Annotated in this window: 19 protein-coding genes; 13 read left to right on the top strand and 6 right to left on the bottom strand. The window is 34.6% G+C overall.

The window, feature by feature from the left end; translation table 11 throughout:
* Positions 1-12: 12 nt before the first annotated feature.
* Positions 13-435, top strand: a complete 423-nt coding sequence (locus tag RWM19_RS04160; protein ID WP_294020994.1) for a flavodoxin — start codon at positions 13-15, stop codon at positions 433-435.
* A gap of 102 nt (positions 436-537) precedes the next feature.
* Here the strand turns inward: RWM19_RS04160 and RWM19_RS04155 are convergent, their stop codons facing one another.
* From RWM19_RS04155 to RWM19_RS04145, 3 genes are all read right to left on the bottom strand, one after another.
* On the bottom strand, positions 538-1995 hold the full coding sequence (locus RWM19_RS04155) for a polysaccharide deacetylase family protein (protein ID WP_313984065.1): 1458 nt from the start codon (positions 1993-1995) through the stop codon (positions 538-540).
* A gap of 86 nt (positions 1996-2081) precedes the next feature.
* The gene (locus RWM19_RS04150) at positions 2082-2387 is read right to left on the bottom strand and encodes a hypothetical protein (RefSeq protein ID WP_313984063.1); all 306 of its coding nucleotides are present in this window, start codon (positions 2385-2387) and stop codon (positions 2082-2084) included.
* A gap of 62 nt (positions 2388-2449) precedes the next feature.
* Entirely contained in the window at positions 2450-2974 is a 525-nt protein-coding gene (locus RWM19_RS04145; protein ID WP_313984060.1) for a DUF7000 family protein, read from the bottom strand.
* 105 nt (positions 2975-3079) lie between these two features.
* Here RWM19_RS04145 and RWM19_RS04140 point away from each other — a divergent pair, with 105 nt between their 5' ends.
* From RWM19_RS04140 to RWM19_RS04130, 3 genes are read left to right on the top strand one after another with little or no spacing between them, the layout of a single operon-like run.
* Positions 3080-3934, top strand: a complete 855-nt coding sequence (locus RWM19_RS04140; protein ID WP_313984057.1) for a CPBP family intramembrane glutamic endopeptidase — start codon at positions 3080-3082, stop codon at positions 3932-3934.
* A complete protein-coding gene (locus RWM19_RS04135; protein WP_313984055.1) occupies positions 3909-4904 on the top strand; it encodes a D-2-hydroxyacid dehydrogenase in 996 nt (331 codons plus the stop codon). Before RWM19_RS04140 ends, RWM19_RS04135 begins: the two co-directional genes overlap by 26 nt.
* Before the next feature lie 58 nt (positions 4905-4962).
* Positions 4963-5349, top strand: a complete 387-nt coding sequence (locus RWM19_RS04130; protein WP_313984052.1) for a rhodanese-like domain-containing protein — start codon at positions 4963-4965, stop codon at positions 5347-5349.
* 24 nt (positions 5350-5373) lie between these two features.
* Here RWM19_RS04130 and RWM19_RS04125 read toward each other — a convergent pair whose 3' ends face one another.
* On the bottom strand, positions 5374-6177 hold the full coding sequence (locus RWM19_RS04125) for a hypothetical protein (RefSeq protein WP_313984049.1): 804 nt from the start codon (positions 6175-6177) through the stop codon (positions 5374-5376).
* Between the two features lie 125 nt (positions 6178-6302).
* Between RWM19_RS04125 and RWM19_RS04120 the strand changes: the two genes are divergently transcribed.
* The 8 genes from RWM19_RS04120 (at position 6303) to RWM19_RS04085 (ending at position 14083) form a co-directional block, all read left to right on the top strand.
* On the top strand, positions 6303-7334 hold the full coding sequence (locus RWM19_RS04120; protein WP_313984046.1) for a hypothetical protein: 1032 nt from the start codon (positions 6303-6305) through the stop codon (positions 7332-7334).
* A 135-nt stretch (positions 7335-7469) separates the two neighbouring features.
* Positions 7470-8567, top strand: coding sequence for a hypothetical protein (locus RWM19_RS04115; RefSeq protein WP_313984043.1), 1098 nt, complete (start codon positions 7470-7472; stop codon positions 8565-8567).
* 189 nt (positions 8568-8756) lie between these two features.
* Positions 8757-10700, top strand: a complete 1944-nt coding sequence (locus RWM19_RS04110; protein WP_313984040.1) for a BglG family transcription antiterminator — start codon at positions 8757-8759, stop codon at positions 10698-10700.
* Between the two features lie 10 nt (positions 10701-10710).
* On the top strand, positions 10711-11148 hold the full coding sequence (locus tag RWM19_RS04105; protein ID WP_313984038.1) for a PTS sugar transporter subunit IIA: 438 nt from the start codon (positions 10711-10713) through the stop codon (positions 11146-11148).
* Positions 11149-11166: 18 nt separating this feature from the next.
* On the top strand, positions 11167-11454 hold the full coding sequence (locus RWM19_RS04100) for a PTS sugar transporter subunit IIB (protein WP_294020981.1): 288 nt from the start codon (positions 11167-11169) through the stop codon (positions 11452-11454).
* 26 nt (positions 11455-11480) lie between these two features.
* Positions 11481-12749: a PTS ascorbate transporter subunit IIC gene (locus tag RWM19_RS04095; RefSeq protein ID WP_313984034.1), complete on the top strand. Its 1269-nt coding sequence runs from the start codon at positions 11481-11483 to the stop codon at positions 12747-12749.
* Between the two features lie 17 nt (positions 12750-12766).
* Entirely contained in the window at positions 12767-13510 is a 744-nt protein-coding gene (locus RWM19_RS04090) for an SIS domain-containing protein (RefSeq protein WP_313984031.1), read from the top strand.
* A 210-nt stretch (positions 13511-13720) separates the two neighbouring features.
* On the top strand, positions 13721-14083 hold the full coding sequence (locus tag RWM19_RS04085; protein ID WP_294023745.1) for a type II toxin-antitoxin system HicB family antitoxin: 363 nt from the start codon (positions 13721-13723) through the stop codon (positions 14081-14083).
* A 35-nt stretch (positions 14084-14118) separates the two neighbouring features.
* On the opposite strand, the gene lysS is transcribed toward RWM19_RS04085, so the two are convergent.
* Positions 14119-15753, bottom strand: coding sequence for a lysine--tRNA ligase (lysS, locus tag RWM19_RS04080; protein WP_313984025.1), 1635 nt, complete (start codon positions 15751-15753; stop codon positions 14119-14121).
* A gap of 269 nt (positions 15754-16022) precedes the next feature.
* The gene (locus tag RWM19_RS04075) at positions 16023-17381 is read right to left on the bottom strand and encodes a solute carrier family 23 protein (RefSeq protein WP_313984022.1); all 1359 of its coding nucleotides are present in this window, start codon (positions 17379-17381) and stop codon (positions 16023-16025) included.
* 134 nt (positions 17382-17515) lie between these two features.
* On the opposite strand from RWM19_RS04075, the gene RWM19_RS04070 reads away from it, so the two are divergent.
* On the top strand, positions 17516-18244 hold the full coding sequence (locus RWM19_RS04070) for an HAD-IB family hydrolase (RefSeq protein ID WP_313984019.1): 729 nt from the start codon (positions 17516-17518) through the stop codon (positions 18242-18244).
* Positions 18245-18255: the final 11 nt, after the last annotated feature.

Below are 18255 nucleotides of genomic sequence, written 5' to 3'. Positions count from 1 at the left end.
GAGGAAAAAATCATGAGTAAAGTAGCAGTTGTGTACACAAGTACAACAGGTAACACAGAAAAGATGGCAGAGGCTGTCGCTGAAGGTGCAAAGAGCAAGGGAGCAGAAGTTGTTGTTTTAACAGCAGATGCATTCAACGCTGGTGAAGTAGCTAATTATGATGCAATCGCATTTGGTAGTCCAGCAATGGGTGTTGAACAGCTTGAAGAGAGTACTTTCGAACCAATGTTCGCAGATGTTGAAGGTAGCCTAGCTGGTAAGAAGGTTGGACTATTTGGCTCCTATGGTTGGGGTGATGGCGAATGGATGCGTACATGGCAGGATCGTGTAGCAGCAGATGGAGCTGTATTAGTACAAGATGGTGTTATGGCAAACTATGAACCTGATGATGGTGCATTAGCACAGTGCAAAGCATTAGGAGAAGCATTAGCTTAAGTAAAGATATGAAATAAAAAACTGTCACTTTCTAAAGATGGAAGGTGACAGTTTTTATAATTCTCTATACAAAAGGTAATCCCTTTATTCGGGATTACCTCATTAATTTGCGACACCATGATGCGCAGTATAGCTACCTGACGTTAGGGAAGAGAAATGATATCCATTCTGTAGACCCCAGATAATAATACGTTCTACCGCATCAACTGAGAAACCTTTAGAATCATGCTGTAACACAACAGAAGGGCGATTGTTTGCGGAAACATTTTGGACTTGAGTTGTTACATTCTCAAATACTTCATCTGCAGTGGAAGCTCCGCCCGCATCACCACTGGATACATTCCAGTCAAAGTAAGTATAGCCCTTTAAAGCAGCTTGTCTTACTAATGCCGTCATGATACCAGAAGTATAGTTACGGCTGACTGTATTAGAAGAACCACCTGGGAAACGGAATAGATTTGCGTATGTTCCTGTCTGTTGATAAATGATATTATTCATTGCGTTAAAGTCATTCCAGAATGCATCAGTACTGGAATATACATTTGAGTAATCATGCGTGTATGAATGCTCCGCAACAACGTGACCTGCTTGTGCTTCCTTTTGAATCATATAAATATAATCCGGTTGTAAAGCAGTTACGAAGAAGGTTGCTGGGATGTTGTACTTTGCAAGTACATCTAATAGACGTTGTGTATGTGCACTTGGTCCATCATCAAATGTTAAGTAGATTGTTTTATTGTCTTCTGCTTGAATTTGATTTGCAGGAAGATCTTGTACATGCACGATTCGTTGAACAGTTGTTTCATTATTATGTGCATCCTTACATGTATAAGTAAGAGTATAATCACCAGGAGTATTGACATCCACACTACCACTAACGACTGTGTTTGCGGTAATATCTCCATCAAGATCATCGATAGCTGTATAAGAATCCGCAAATTCATTTCCACGTATCCATGTGATATCATTACCACCCACAAGTGTAATAACTGGACCTTTACGATCATCATAAACAATCTTGCGTTCTACTGTAGATTTATTACCGTGAGAGTCAATAACTTTATAAGTTACGACACCATCTTTTTCTTCACGTACAACTTTATCAGTTAAATCACCATCAAAATTATCAACTGCAGTATATCCTTCTTCTTCATATGGATGATTGAAGAGGGTATAACTATCAGGATTAGATGTAAGTGTAATCTTTGGTGGAGTCGTATCTTGTACAACGACTGTACGTTCTTGAGATGCCTTTAATCCATCTTTTTCAGCTGTGTACTCAATTTTATAAGAACCTAATTTACTCGTATCAACTGTACCTTTTGTTTCGACATCTATTTTTTCACGAAGGAAGCTAAGAATCGTACCTTGTTTATAGGCTATAGCACCTTGATCTTCATAGTTTGATTTATATTCTACTAGCGTTGTTTGATCGCCATTAACATTAATTACGACTTCCCATTTATTTAACAATAGTACAAGACTTGCACTAAATAAAAATAAGACAGTAACGAAAATCAAAAACTTTGTTAATGGTTTTTGGATTGTCTTTTTATTCATATAAATACCTCACCATCTATTCTAACATCAATAACAATAAAAAGAAAAAAACCACCAGTTTTTATCACTGATGGTTTCTTAAGATTTTATTTACTAAATAGATCTTTAGCCTTGTCGATTAAGTTTTCACCAGCTTCTTTCGCTGCGTTAGCTACTTTCTGTAAATCATCAAGACCGAGCTTACCATCTTCGCCAAGAAGACCCTTTACGATGTCGTTCTTCTTTACTTCAGCAGCGATACGGTCAAAGTCTTCCTTTGTTAACTTTCCATCATCGCCTAAGATTCCCTTTAATACTTCATTGTTTGCTGCGAAAGTCTTTAACTTTTCAGGACTCTTCTTTAATTCTTCAATCGCTTTATTAGCTAATTCTTGTACATTAATATCTGACATTTTAATTTCTCCTTTTAGGTTGAAGATATCATAGAAGATATTTATCTTCTACACAAGCAAAACTATTTCGTCTCACTTGCATCCTTTGTAGATGTGATAGGAAAGTGGATTTCATCCGCATAGATAAAACTTTCTATACGAGATGTATACTGTTGGATTGTATCTAGAATTCTAGGCATTTGGTCATCTGCATTATCTGGCTGAATACGCTCTACAATAGAAACTTCAATCATACCGAAAGCAGGGTTATGCATGATTTTGTCATACCATTCTGAATCGGCTAGAAGCACACTGTATGCATGTTTACCTTTTTCGTTTTGTGAGACTAACCAAAGTTCGATTCCAAGTGTGCGGTGGTCTAATGCAATGATAAACTTTAGATAGCGGTCATATAAAAACGCATCATGAATAGAGAAGTAACTGAAATCCATAAACCCAGGTGTAATCTCACTGACAGTGAACATAGAAGGGATGGAATTATGTAATTTCGTAAAATAGTTCATGATTTCGATATATGCAACCTGTATATCACCTTGATTTACTACTTTTTGATAGGTATCAAGATAATAGTTCATATCTTTTGCCATAGAAACAACCTCCACATAATCAGATTATACTTCATATAACTTTAAGATTATATGATTTTATCATACTTCATGATTCATATATAATAAAGAACGGAGGTTCATTCTATGAATTTTGATAAATTAAAAAATAACAGCCGTAATATCCTAAGATCAATAGGGCTAATCATTCTGGCACTTGCTATCTATAATGTTGTTTCAGACGTCGTAGTTAATCTTGGAAATAGTTTCTTTACGGATGAACAGATTGAAGCACTGAGTTACTATTTCTTTGATACAGTTATCTGCGTACTAACATGTATCTTATTATATGCGGTGTATTACTTTACTTCTAGAAAGAAAACTGGATCTGTATTAGTGAATTCTAAGATGCCTAAATGGTTTATTGTTCCATTTGCAATTATAATTACACTTGGTATGGGTTTAGTGAGTGCACTATGGTTAGACTTTGCATACAATCAGCTTGCAGATGTTCCATTTGTAGCACAGAGCGTTGAAAGCTTTGACTCTGCTTGGTCTACAATTGGAGAAGATCCATATATTTGGGTATGCTTATCCGTTGTTATCTTTGGCCCAATCGCAGAGGAGTTACTATTCCGTGGTATTATTCATAACTCGATTAAGAAGGTATGTAATCCATTTGTCGCAATTATATTATCTGGTTTGATGTTTGGTATCTGGCATGGTGAATTTGTACAGTCTGTATATACAACATTCTTTGGTATCGCTCTAGCAGTGGTATATGAATACAGCGGTTCTTTATGGGTACCGATTGGTATGCATATCTTGAATAACTTTACATCCACATTACCACCAGCGCTTGATACAACTTCTAACTACTTACTAATCACACGCATAGAAGAGATTAGTTTCCTACCTACAATATTATTACTTATCTACATGATTCATACGATCCATAAGAAGGAGAAAGAAAACCATGAAATTAATTCTGTATCATGCTAATGCAATGATGAAAGAGATTGCCGAAAATTGGGCAAAAAAAAATCAAATTGAAGTAACCGTATTATCTGAATTATTAACTGCTGAAAGTGTAAAACTTGCGAAGGGTTATGACGGAATCATCAACTCACAAGCTGCAGGAACTATCGATAAAGAAATCTATAGTACATTACGTGAATATGGCATTCGCCAGATCGCGCTAGTTAGTGCAGGATATGAATTATATGATTTAAAACTTGCAACTGAAAATAACTTAGTTATCACAAATGTTCCAAGTTATTCACCAGAATCTATCGCAGAATATACAGTATTAACAGGATTAAACCTTATACGTAATAACAATACTATCATTGCTAATGTCGCAAGGAATGATTTCCGTTGGCAACCATCTATCTGTGGAAGAGTTATGGGTGATATGAAAGTTGCGATTATCGGAACAGGTAGAATCGGACAAATCACAGCGAGATTATTCCATGGATTTGGATGTGAACTTGTTGGATTTGATCTATATCAGAATGAAGGAATTAAGAGTATCTTGACATATAAAGACTCGATCGAAGAAGCTGTTAAGGATGCAGATATTGTTTCCATTCATATGCCTGCGACAGCAGAGAATCACCATTGCTTTAATTATGAGATGTTTAAGAAGTTTAAGCCAGGTGCCATCTTACTAAACATGGCAAGAGGTTCTATTGTTGATACAGAAGGATTATTAAAGGCGTTAGATGAAGGAATTCTATCTGGTGCAGGTATTGATACCTACGAATATGAAATGCCATATATTCAAAAGGATTATCAAGATAAGGCAATTGAAGATGAGGTCTTTGCACGCTTAGTACATCATCCACGTGTGATGTATTCACCACATATTGCTTACTTTACAGATGAAGCAATCAAGAACCTTGTAGAAGGTGCTTTAAATGCTGCGGTTGAAGTGATTACAACAGGAACATCTAAATCTAGAGTAAACTAGGCATATTCTTTGTATTTTATGCTTACTTTGACTATCATCAAAGTAAGGAGTAAAGAAAATGAAAAAAATATTGATTCTCGCTTTATCATTGTTTTTAGCTGGATGTATGGTTACTAAGACAAGTGAAACATCCAGTAGCTATCAAACAATTACATCAACAGAGGCTCAAAAGATGATTGAAGAAAACAAGGATGTAGTCATTCTTGATGTTCGAACAGCAGACGAGTATGCAAGTGGACATATCCCTAACGCTATCAATCTTTCCAATGAAGATATTCAAGCAGGTAAGGTGGATAGCTTAAAGGATAAGAAACAGCTCATTATGGTATATTGCCGTAGTGGTAACCGTAGTCGTCAAGCAGCACAGAAACTAGCTGAACTAGGCTATACAAATGTTGTAGACTTTGGTGGTATCCAAAGTTGGCAAGGAGATATTGAAAAGTAAAAACTGGTTAAAAACCAGTTTTCTTTATGATAAATGCTCAGCTTTGCAAATTTCTTTTTCATGTTGTAAAGCAAACCAAAGTTTTGTACCATCACCAATCTCATCAGATTCTAAACGTATGGGTGTAAAGTTTAACTTCTCCATGATACTTGCATTCACTAGACGACGAGGTTCATCAACCTCGAAAGAATAGTAATAAGGTTCTGGCTTTGTATCAGGCCCATATTGTGCAATATCAGGATCTAGTGCAATAGCAGTATATAAATCCGTATTCTCATACGAATAACGTAATGCATGGTCTTTAATCATCTGTACCATGTTACGGAATATTGATTGTCTACGATAGGCAGTAGTTACATATGCATTTGTAACTAGTAAAGCTTCTCCTGAAACTAATAGTGAGGAGCTTTCTTTATTTGGCGGATAAGTAATATTTGGAAAGTAATTTCCACATAGACAATAATGCTCAAGATAGGTCCAATCAGATTCGTCTGCACAGAAGTTAAATACTTTCTCATTGGTTAATAGTGTATCCATGGATGCATGTAATCCTGAGATATCCGCAATAATCGTATCCCCCTCATATACTAATATTGTGATACGTTCTAATACATTACGATCAATCTCACTAACGTGCTTAATCTCTTTACCGTTTGATGAAATCACTGGTAAAGCAAATAAACAGTATACATAGTTACCAATAGGTAAAACAGAATAATAGTCAGTATGAATATCGTACCAATCTAAAAGAGTATATGTATCATTTGGTAAATACTTCTCTAATCGAGTTAATGCTTTTGTTAAGTATGTTATCGAAAGGTTATCCATGATTGAATTTTAACATTTTTGATGATAAATGGATGGGAAATTGAATACAAGAATTATCCATTGTAAAATACAGATAGTATGTATTTTACAATTTAGTAATAGAACTCGACAAAAGGAGAACTGGGATGAAGACAGTAATGGATAATAATACAAATCATTTCGAACTACGCTTTGGTTATGTTGTAAATATATTCTATAAAATAAAAAATAAACCAATGCCTAAACAGTTAGATTTATTAAATGAATGGTTTCCTTCGTTGATTGTTCAAGAAAGGAATAATGAAGGTGTAAAAGAGGCTCCAACATACAATGATCTAGAACGGATAATATATGCTACAAAATATCAACATACATTTTATGGTACAGGTGATGTTCGTGTAACACATATCATTGGAAAATTAGTTGGAACGACATCTAGTAATCAGGAAAAAGAGCGAAAAAGTGCAGAACTGATTCAAAAGAAGATTTCTCGAATTATGCTAAACGGGAATCAAGTTATGATTAAAACATTTCAACATATTGGTGAGAAGATAAATGATTTTGATCAAAAACAACAGAAAATCTTTCACAAAAAACTTGAAGAATTTATAATACAAACCGCTTCGAGATATTACGAAAAAGAAGAGTATATAAGGGAAAACGAACTCTTTTCGTTTGATGATGAAGTATTTGACCAGATTATTTATAATTCATTTTATCAATTACAATTACAGAATCATGATAGTTTAATCAATGCTTATCTTTGGTTATTACTTGGTAGTTTGCTTAGAAATGAATGTGGACGTATCACACGTGCGTACGATAGTTCATTTGTGCCATTATATAAAACACCTGGGGAATCAGAAACATTATTAGACAAATTGAACTACTTAATGAATCCGGAAGAATATTCACCATATTATGTCGGAGATGACATGGATAAACGATATCCTGGAATAGAGTGGTATTGTGATGAATGTATTGATCATTTAAATGAGCAAGAGGGATTTGACGATCATTTGCCAGTATGGCAATGCAGAAAATGTGGTTATTTAAATATTATTGGTGATGAAGAAATCTATATGAATAAAGAGGGATATGACCATCAAATACAAAAATTTGATATAGATTTATTACAAAAAGCCATTAAAGATAGAAAAAAAGAAATAGAAAAATGACATGGATTAAATTCATGTCATTTTTTTGGGTATTTAATTTAACCTTCCAATAGAATAATCTGTACTTGCATGCATGAGAATTCATAAAATACACGTGATTTCTGAAATACAATACAACGAGGACAGGGAGGGTTTATGAAAAAACTGATACAATTAATTGCTAGTATTTTTATTGTCATTTCAATGACAGCTTGCAGTAGTAATCAAGTAACAAATAATACATCAACAAAAACTACTGAAACAAAACAATTGTTAGATTTGAGTGGAAAATGGATTCAAGAAATAAAAAAAGATGAAGGATATGTAGCTGCGGAAATTCGTAAGGATGGACAGATTGGTGTATTCATAAATTTAAAGAATGATGAGATTCCATGGACATACTGGGTTGGTACATATGATGCTCCAAAAGATAGTAAAGATGAATACAAATGGACATCCAAAAATACATATACTGGTAATGGTTTGATGGCATCTAACGATAAAGAAAAAGAGTTTACTTATAAAGATGGAAAAATAAGTTTCTCTTATACAATCCAAGGTAAAACTGTAACTATAAACTTGGTGAGAGGAGATTGGGAGACAAAAAATATTCCAAGTGATGCATTCAGTTCTTCGCAAGATACAAAACATACTTCAGAAAATAAACAGGCAACAGAGTCAACGCAGAATGATTTTCAACCATTGGAAATCCGAGATTATGGATGGTATCTCTCTAATGGAAAATACTTATATTATTATGTAAAAATATATAATCCAAATAAAAATGTTGCTGTAAGATACCCATCCTTTAAATTACAGGCACGTAGTAGTGATGGAAGTTTATTAGGAATGAATGATCAAACTCTATCTATCATTTATCCTGAACAGGAGTTTATCTATGGGTCGCAGGCATTTAGCGTAGATGACGTGCCAGCCTCAGTTGAATTCACTATGATGGATGTAAAAGATAGAAATCGTGTCAATATTAAATTACTTGGCTCTTATGAGCCACTTCAAGTAATTAATACAGCAGTTCGTTCAGATAAAATTTTAGGAGAGGTATATAATCCGAATTCGGATACTTATAATTCAGCCATGGTAGTAGCAATATGCCGTGATGAGAACGGAAATTTTGTGAAAGTAGGTACTGACTTTATTTCTGATGTTCAAGCAAAATCAAATACTGCATTTTCTATGTATGCATATGATACATCTTCGTTCTATAGCGTTGAGTATTACGCATATCAGTGGTAAAAAACATGCATGATTCTACTAAGAATCATGTTTTTTTTGACTATAATATTTGATGATTATGATAATTTTATGCTAAATTGAAAATTGAAGAGTGATTTATTCTGCTAATTTATAAATTGCCGCATTTAGGAAATAGATTAGTATTGAGATAGATAATTTATATTAATATCCTTTAGATAGAGGTATTCAATGATTACTTTAATAGAAAGACAAATTGAAATTATAACCTTATTGTTATTGAAAGATGATTGGTGCATTGCTGAAGATCTTGAAGATGCATTTTCTGTTAGTAATCGTACAATCCGTAATGATATAGCGCAAATAAAAATATTTTTAAATACTTATGGTGCGGAATTAAAATCAGAACCACATAAAGGTTATCTAGTTATTGCAGATATTGATTCAAGACATAAGATTCTAGGGCGACTTGAATCTGCAAAGTCTCTATCCCAAGAAGAAATAGTAAAAGCAATTTGTATTCTTTTATTGAGCTTTGAATGTACAACATATAACAAGTTGGCCTCATATTTAGAAATAAGTAAGCAGACATTAATAAAGTATATGGATGCTGCTGAAGTAGCTTTAGCAAATCGTAAAATAACAGTATGTAAAATAAAAGGAAAAGGTTTAAGTATTCTAGGAACTGAATTTAATATCCGTGAATACACAAAGCAATTAATTAATGAATCAGAATTAAGTAGTTTTATAGTGGCAATTACCGAGAAAACTTTCCTAAATGGATCATCTTTAAAAATTGCTAGACAAATTATCAGTGATATTGAACTTGATTCTAAAGTGCATTTTTATGAACAAAGAAGGCTAGAACTTCTATTGAGCTATTGTTTATATCGAATTTCAATGGGGAAGACAATTACGGAATATGACTTAGATATTAAAAAGGGTATTTCTATCAAAGGTAGTGAATGTAATTTGTTTTATAAATCATTAAAGACATTTCCGATATCAGATTATGAAAAAAATTATTTTATATCAATATTATTAGAAACGAAGGTTAAGCATTTAAATAAAAAACATGATAACAACAGTGATGCCGAACAACTTGCAAAATTTCTTATGAAAAAACTGCAGTTGTTGCATCCATTTAGAAAACAAAATACAGAACATTTTTTAACTGGATTGACTTCACATCTTACTGTTGCACTATATCGTATAAGAAATAATATTCCAATTCAAAATGAATTACTTGAACAGATAAAGATACGAATTGCATTAATTTATCTATATACAAAGCAACAACTATTATCACAAGAAGATAAGTATGATGTGATATTTGATGAGAATGAAATTGCGTATGTTGCCATGTACTTGGCTAGTACTTTCGAAACAAGTTTGCAATTTGACATGAAGATTAAAGTTTTAATTGAGTGTTCTTTTGGAACTACTACAAGCGCAATTTTAGATTCGAGAATACGCCAGTTAATTACTGAATATGAGATTGTAGGACCGTTCTCTACGACAGAGACAAAGAAGTATTTAGATAAAGAAAAAGTAGATTTAATTATTACTACTCATGAGGGGACCAACTATAGATATCCAACTTTAATTGTAAATCCACTTCTAAATCCAGAGGATGCCGATTATATTCATGCACGCATATTCCAATTATCATATGAGAAAATGTGCGAAAGCTTTATGGATAGCTATCTAAGTCAAGATGACAATAAGTCAAAAGTTGTAAGTATCAATGATTTAATTATGAGAAATGATATTCAGATACTCGATAAATGCGATTCTTGGGAAGAAGCAATACAAATTGCAGCAGCACCATTACTAAACGCTGGAAAGATAGAACAGCGATATGTATTAACGATGATTGACGCAGTAAGAACTTTAGGAACATATATGGTCTTATTGCCAGAAACTGCTTTTGTACATGCTGGTAATGATAGTGGAATATTTGAAGACTGTTGTTCATTACTTGTATTAAGACATCCGATTATTTTAGGGGATGGAAAGGGTAAGCTAGTAAGAAATATTATAGTTCTTGGTGTAAAAAATAGAGAAAAATTGACCCTATTAGACATAGTATCCATTTTCCAAGAAGAAAAGAATAGAGTACTACTTTCTGATAAGAATATAGATATAGATACAATTTTAGAATTGCATAATTAGAGAGGTAAATATGGAAGAACTAATTCAAAAGAAAAATATAGAAGTGAATCTTGATGTTGATAACTGGGAAGATGCCATTAAAGGCGTAGGTAATTTATTGATAAGTAGTAAACAAATTGAAGAAGGTTATATAAATAGCATGATCAATAGTGTCAAAGAACTAGGACCATATATTGTATTGTCACAAGGTTTTGCATTAGCACATGCTGCACCAAACTCAGAAACAGTACATGAGCCTTCACTTGCGATAGTTACTTTAAAAAATCCTGTTAAATTTGGCAGTCCAAATGATCCAGTAAAAGTATTGATGTGTTTAGCATGTACAGATAAAGCAACTCACTTAGATTTATTATCTAAAGCAGCAAAGAAACTTATGCAAGAGAATTTTGTGGAACATGCTGCTAAATGTAAAACGTTAGATGAGTTATATCAAGTAATAAATGATTAATAGAAAGGAGGAATAAAAATGAAAAAGCCAAAGATTCAATGTGTATGTGGATTTGGATGCGGTTCTTCTTTGATGTTGAGAATGGCAATCGATGATATTTTGAAGAAACATGAGTTAGAAGCAGATACATTCTGTGGTGATGTTGGAACTTGTTTAAGTAATCAATGTGATTCAATCTTTATATCAAAAGAATTAGCAGAAAGAATTAAAGATCGTGCAGATGTACCTGTAATCGTAATTGAAGATTTTATGAATAGTAAAGAAGTCGAAGATAAAACTTTAGATTACATGAATTCTCTGCAATAAAATTCAAATGAAAGGAGATAGAAAATATGTCAGTTTTGAATTTTATAATTAAAGAAATTTTTGGACAAGGTGCTATTTTCCTTGCTCTAGTCGCAATGGTGGGCTTAATTTTACAGAAGAAAAAACCTTCAGAAATTGTTAGAGGAACATTGATGACAGCAATTGGTTTCTTTGTATTAAATACTGGTACAGGTTTAATTACTGGAAAATCAATTGATGGTATTATCGCAACATTTAATACTTTAATGCCTGGTAATGCTGCTGCGCCAGCTTCAGTTGATATTGGTGCGGAATATGGTACACAAATTGGTGTAGTAATGTTGATTGGTTTTGCATTTAATATTTTAGTTGCACGCTTTACAAAATGGAAATCGGTATTCTTAACAGGTCACATGTTATATTGGTTCCCATTTGTATTTATTGCGGCTGGTGTTGATGCTGGTTTAACAGGTGGTAAGTTAATTGGCTTTGCTGCTGTATTTACAGGTCTATATATGGTAATAGCACCAAATTTAATGCGTCCATTAGTGAAAGCAGTAACTGGTAAAGATGATTTTACAATTGCACATCCAACAACAACATTATCTGTTATTGCTGGATTTGTAGCAGGTTTAGTTGGAGATAAATCAAAGAGTTGTGAAGATTTAAAACTACCTGCGTCCTTAGGTTTCTTAAGAGAAGTATCTATTACTGGTTCAATTTCGATTGCGCTAGTATATCTCATTCTATTTGGTGTTGTAAGCTCACAGGGATTAGTTCCGGCTGAAGTATTTGGATATACTGGTAGTTTCTTTACATACTTATTTACACACTCAGTATACTTTGGTGTTGGTGTAACTGTTATGTTACAAGGTGTACGTATGTTAATTGCTGAGATTGTCCCAGCATTCAAGGGAATTGCTGAAAAGTTAGTTCCAGGTGCCATTCCAGCATTAGACTGTCCAGTATTATTTGGATATGGACCTAACTCATTATTAATTGGTTTCATCGTTGCAGTAATTACTTCAACAGCTACAATTTTATTGACAAGAGGAATGTTCCCGACAGTAATTATTCCATTGATCTTCACGTGTTTCTTTGAAAACGGATGTGCAGCAATTATTGCAAATGCAAAAGGTGGAATTAGAGGAACAATTATTGCATCAGCGTTAAACGGTGTAATTATGGTTCTCTTAGTTGGATTTGGTGCATATTTCTTTAATAAGACAATTCAACCATGGATGTTAGTATATGGTGGTCAGGACTTCTCATTATTTGGAATTATTGAAGGTATTATTGCTAGATTGATTCCTTAATAAGGTGGTTATTAAAAATGGGAATCGAATATATAGAAAAAATTGTAAAACTTATTAATGATGTTGAAACTCATGAGAGTGAAAACATATTGAAAGCGGCGTCGAAAATTTGCAATGCAACTTTAAAAAATAAGTCTATATACATTTTTGGTGCAAGTCATGCTGGAATTTTAAGCCAAGAGGCCTTTTACAGAGCGGGTGGCTTAATAAACATTAATCCAATTTTTGCGCCTGAAGTAAGTGTAGATAGGTCTCCAATTACATTAACAAGTAAAATGGAAAGACTGGTTGGATATGGAGAAACTATAGCTGAATCAGTAGGTTTTGAAGAGGGAGATATATTAATCGTTCACTCTGTATCTGGTAGAAATCCAGTAACAATAGAGATGGCTAATATGGCTAAATTGAGAGGTGCAACTGTCATTGGAATAACAAATATGTCTTATTCTGAAAAGGTTACATCCCGTCATCCTTCAGGAAAGAAAATGTATGACTTATGTGATATTGTTATTGATAATCATGGAGAAATTGGTGATGCATGTATTTCGTTAGAAAATGCTCCTCAGAAAGTGGCTCCTACATCTACGGTTATTGGAGCTACAATTCTAAATAGTATTTTTTCTGAAGCAGCAAAGTTAATCTCAGAAGCAACTAATGGTGAAATGATTCCTATATTTGCAAGTGCAAATATGGATCATGGAGATGAGTTCAATAAAAAACTATTTAATAAATATAAAGAAGTAATTCATTACAAATATTAGATAGTGCTAGATGAATTAGGTTAATAAGTTTCTAAAATGCAGAAGACAGGATGCCGTAAAGAGATAATATCTTTACAATAAACAACCTGTCTTTTTTTATTATTTAGACTTTATTGTGATAGTTGGATTGACACCACATGTGATACCAACTAAATTTAATATATATGTGTGTATACGAACAAATTCATAAACATATTAAGGAGGGTCTTAATGAATACAATTGAATATTACTTACAATATCCATATCGCTTAGAGATTGTTCCTGATGTAGATGAGGGTGGATATGTCGCAAGCTATCCTGAACTAAGTGGTTGTATTACAGTTGGTAAAACGTTGGATGATGTTGTTAAGAATGCTGAAGATGCTAAAAGGGAATGGATCATTGCTGCTTTGGAAAATCATATTGCTATTCCGGACCCAACAACTTCTGAGTATTCTGGACAATTTAAGTTACGTCTTCCAAAGAGTCTTCATCGATCTTTAGCGCAACACTCTAAAGAAGAGGGTGTTAGTATGAATCAATATTGTGTATATCTATTATCAAAAAATGACGCAATTAAAAATAGTAAATAAGCACATTAAAAAGCCAGACTAGCTGGCTTTTTGTGTTAGTTATTTCTATCTTTCATTGTTGGGAATAAGAGTACATCACGGATGGAATCTGTTCCTGTTAACAACATTACGAAGCGGTCGATACCGAAACCGATACCACCTGTTGGAGGTAGACCGTATTCAAGTGCCTCTACGTAATCTGTATCCATCTCGTTGGCTTCATCATCACCAAGTTCTTTTGCCTTGAGCTGAGCTTCGAAACGTTCTCTTTGGTCGATAGGATCGTTAAGCTCTGTAAAGGCATTATCCATTTCAATACCATTTACTAATAACTCAAAACGATCTGTGAAACGTGGATCTTCTGGGTTCTTCTTTGCTAGTGGTGAAATTTCAATTGGGTGACCATATACGAATGTTGGTTGTACAATCTTATCTTCACAGAATTCTTCGAAGAATAGGGAGATGATATGTCCAACTGTCATCTGGTGTGGTTCAACTGTAACGTGGTGTTCTTGTGCAAGCTTGTATGCTTCTTCAACACTCATTGGTTGCCAGAAGTCAACACCAGTTACTTCCTTAACAGCATCTACCATGTTCCATCTCTTGAATGGAGCCTTTAATGAAATGTCCTGACCCATGAACTTGAAGTCTGTTGTACCACAAACCTCTAATGCAACATGTTCAAATAAACCTTCGTTTAATTGCATCATGCCTTCTAGGTCTGTGTATGCACAATATGCTTCCATTGTTGTAAATTCTGGGTTGTGCTTGAGGTCCATACCTTCATTACGGAAGATACGTCCAATTTCATATACTTTTTCAAGTCCACCAACGATTAATCTCTTTAGTGGTAACTCAGTCGCAATACGTAAATAGAAGTCCTTATCTAATGCATTGTGGTGTGTGATAAATGGTCTAGCATTTGCACCACCTAAAATTGGCTGTAAGATAGGTGTTTCTACTTCAAGGTATCCTTGGCTATCCATATAACGACGGATTGCGCTTACGATACGTGGACGTAAGATTGCAATCTTACGGGATTCATCATTCATGATGAGGTCAACGTATCTTCTACGGTAGCGTTCTTCCTTATCTTGTAAACCATGGAACTTATCTGGAAGAGGGCGTAGTGCCTTTGAAAGGTGTGTATACTCATGTGCTTCAACGGATAATTCACCAGTCTGTGTCTTGATAACTGTACCGCGGATACCGATGATATCACCTAAGTCACTTGCCTTAAATAATTCATAGATTTCATCACCAATAATTCGCTTATTGATAACGACCTGAATCTTACCTTCACGATCTAAGAGGTGAATGAAGCCTAACTTACCCATTCTTCTCTTTTGCATGATACGACCTGCGATGGAAACTTCAGCGTGTAAGCTTTCCAATTCTTCGGCACTCTTTTCACTATATTCGTTCTTGATGAGCTGAGAATTGCTTGTGCGATGGAATGCTTTACCAAATGGGTCAATACCTTGTTCACGTAAGGCGTTCATCTTCGCAATACGGGCTTCTTGTTGGTCTGTTAGACGAACTTCTTCAACAGCTTTGACAAGTTTCTTTGCATTCTCCTTGATTGCTTGTTTTGTACTTTCAAGTGCAGCTTGTGCTTCTTCTAATGCTTTTTGTCTTTGAGCGAGTTCCTTTTGGAGTTGCTCAGTAATGTTGTTCATTTCTTCTGCCATATGATGACCTCCTTTTCATATAAAAAGCTCTACGTCAAGGGACGAGAGCTTTGTTCGTGGTACCACCCTAATTTACAGTATCTAATACTGCCTCATTTTTGATTGTTAACGCGATCGCGGAATGACTCGGGAGTCCTTGTCAACATATATCCTCTCTGTTTCACTTTCACCATCAGAAACTCGCTGTAAGATACTCTATATGTTCTATCTCCGTCGTTGTCCTTCAACACGCATAGTGTAACAATTTTTTATCAAAACTGCAATCAACTTTACTGGTTTTCTTCAGTGTTTTCTGGTTCTTTTGATAAAAGTTTGTTTACGATAATTCCGAGAATTAATGCACAAGCTACAGAAGTGATTGTAATCTTACCGAAGCTTAATGATAATCCACCGATACCTGAGATTAAGATACTTGAGATAACGAATAGGTTTTTGTTGTGGTCTAAGTCAATCTTCTGTACCATCTTTAATCCACTCACGGCAATAAACCCGTAGAGCGCCATACATACACCACCCATAACACATGCTGGGATAGTGGAGATAAATGTAACAAATGGTGTAAAGAATGAGATTAAGATACATTCAATTGCAGCACCGATAATTGTTAAGACAGATGCGTTCTTTGTGATAGCTACACAAGCAACTGATTCACCATAGGTTGTATTAGGGCATCCACCGAAGAATGCACCAACCATAGAACCAACACCATCACCAAGTAATGTTCTATCAAGGCCTGGATCTTTTAATAAATCTCTTTCAATAATACTTGAGATATTCTTGTGGTCCGCAATATGTTCTGCGAATACGACGAAGGATACAGGGATGTACGCTACTGCGATTGTTCCAATATAGCCAAGGTCAATATCCTTAATGCCTTCTAGTGCTGTTATAAATGTGAAGTCTGGAATCTTGAAGAAGGTTGAGAAGGAAATACCGTTTGCGAATAAATTAACGATAGGTTGATAGTTTAATATCTGCATTGGTTCATAACCTGTCTGCACACCGATAAATGTTAGGATAGTGGCTACAATATAACCAGCTAAGATACCGATGATGAATGGAATCATCTTGGCATGGGATTTACCGTAGGTACTTGCAATCATTACACCAAGTAGGGCAATGATACCAACTAGTACAGCAAATTGTGTTCTTTCACCTGTTAAACTACTTGTCTGTAAATCGCTAACTGCATTAGCTGCGAGTGATAAACCAATGATTGCGACAGTAGGGCCTATAACAACTGGTGGCATGATACGATTTACCCAATCGACACCAATACGTTCAATAAATAGCGCAATCACTACATATACTAGTCCTGCAAACGCTGCACCAATAATGAGTCCAACATATCCAGCCGCTATCGTTGTAGCTCCAGCAAACGCAGCGGACATCGAACCAATAAACGCAAAAGAAGAACCCAAAAATACCGGGCTCTTCTTACGAGTAAATGCAACATAAACAAGAGTACCAACACCGGCACCAAAAAGAGCAGCAGCGGTATTCATACCGTTTTTGATGATGAGAGGTACTGCGATTGTTGCGGCCATAATTGCTAGCAACTGCTGGAATGCAAAAATAACTAATTGATGAAACTGTGGTTTGTCTTCAACTTTATAAATCAATTTCATGTGAAATTCCTCCCTTTAGTTAGGTATGATATCAAATGCATAGTGGATTTACAATAATGAATTTCACTAATTTTTAAACTTTTTTTTAATATGATTTATAATATAAACAAGTAAATAATTTGGAGGTGAATTGCATGAAAAAAGTTGCTGCGTTTTTCGATATTGATGGAACGATCTATCGTGAAGGTTTGATTACAGAAGTATTCAAAAAGATGGTTACACATGAGATTGTTTCTGGTTCACGTTGGACAGATGAAGTGAAGCCTGCTTATATGGCTTGGGATCGTCGTATGGGTGACTATGATAATTACTTACAAAAGATGGTAGAGATATTTAAAGAAACCACAAAGGGAATCTCTGCTGTACATATTGAACATATTGCCCAGAAGGTTATCGAACAAAAAGGGGAACGTGTCTATCAGTTCACGAGAAAAGAAATTGAACGTCATCGTAAACAAGGACATCTCTTAATTGCGATTTCAGGCTCCCCAGAGCCGCTTGTTAAGGAGATGGCTGAGAAGTATAAGTTTGATGACTTCCGTGGGACACAGTATCTGAAGGATGACAATGGAATTTATACAGGAGAAGTTGTACCAATGTGGGATAGTGTTTCCAAAGAGAAGGCAATTCTGACATTACAGAAGAAGTACGACTTAGACCTGCAAGCATGTTATTCCTATGGTGATACAAATGGTGATTTTACAATGTTTAAGAATACAGGTCATCCTTGTGCAATCAATCCAACACGAGAATTATTACACCGTATCCAAGAAGATGAAGAGTTATGCAAGCGTATGCGTGTTGTAGTAGAAAGAAAAGATGTTATTTATAACATTGATATCAATAATTTACATCTAGAGTAGAAGGACAAAGA

Origin of the sequence: uncultured Solobacterium sp., from assembly GCF_963517755.1 — a bacterium.
GTDB lineage: Bacteria > Bacillota_I > Bacilli_A > Erysipelotrichales > Erysipelotrichaceae > Bulleidia.
The sequence above is the reverse complement of the archived record's forward strand: the minus strand, read 5'-3'. Positions and strand labels throughout refer to the sequence as shown.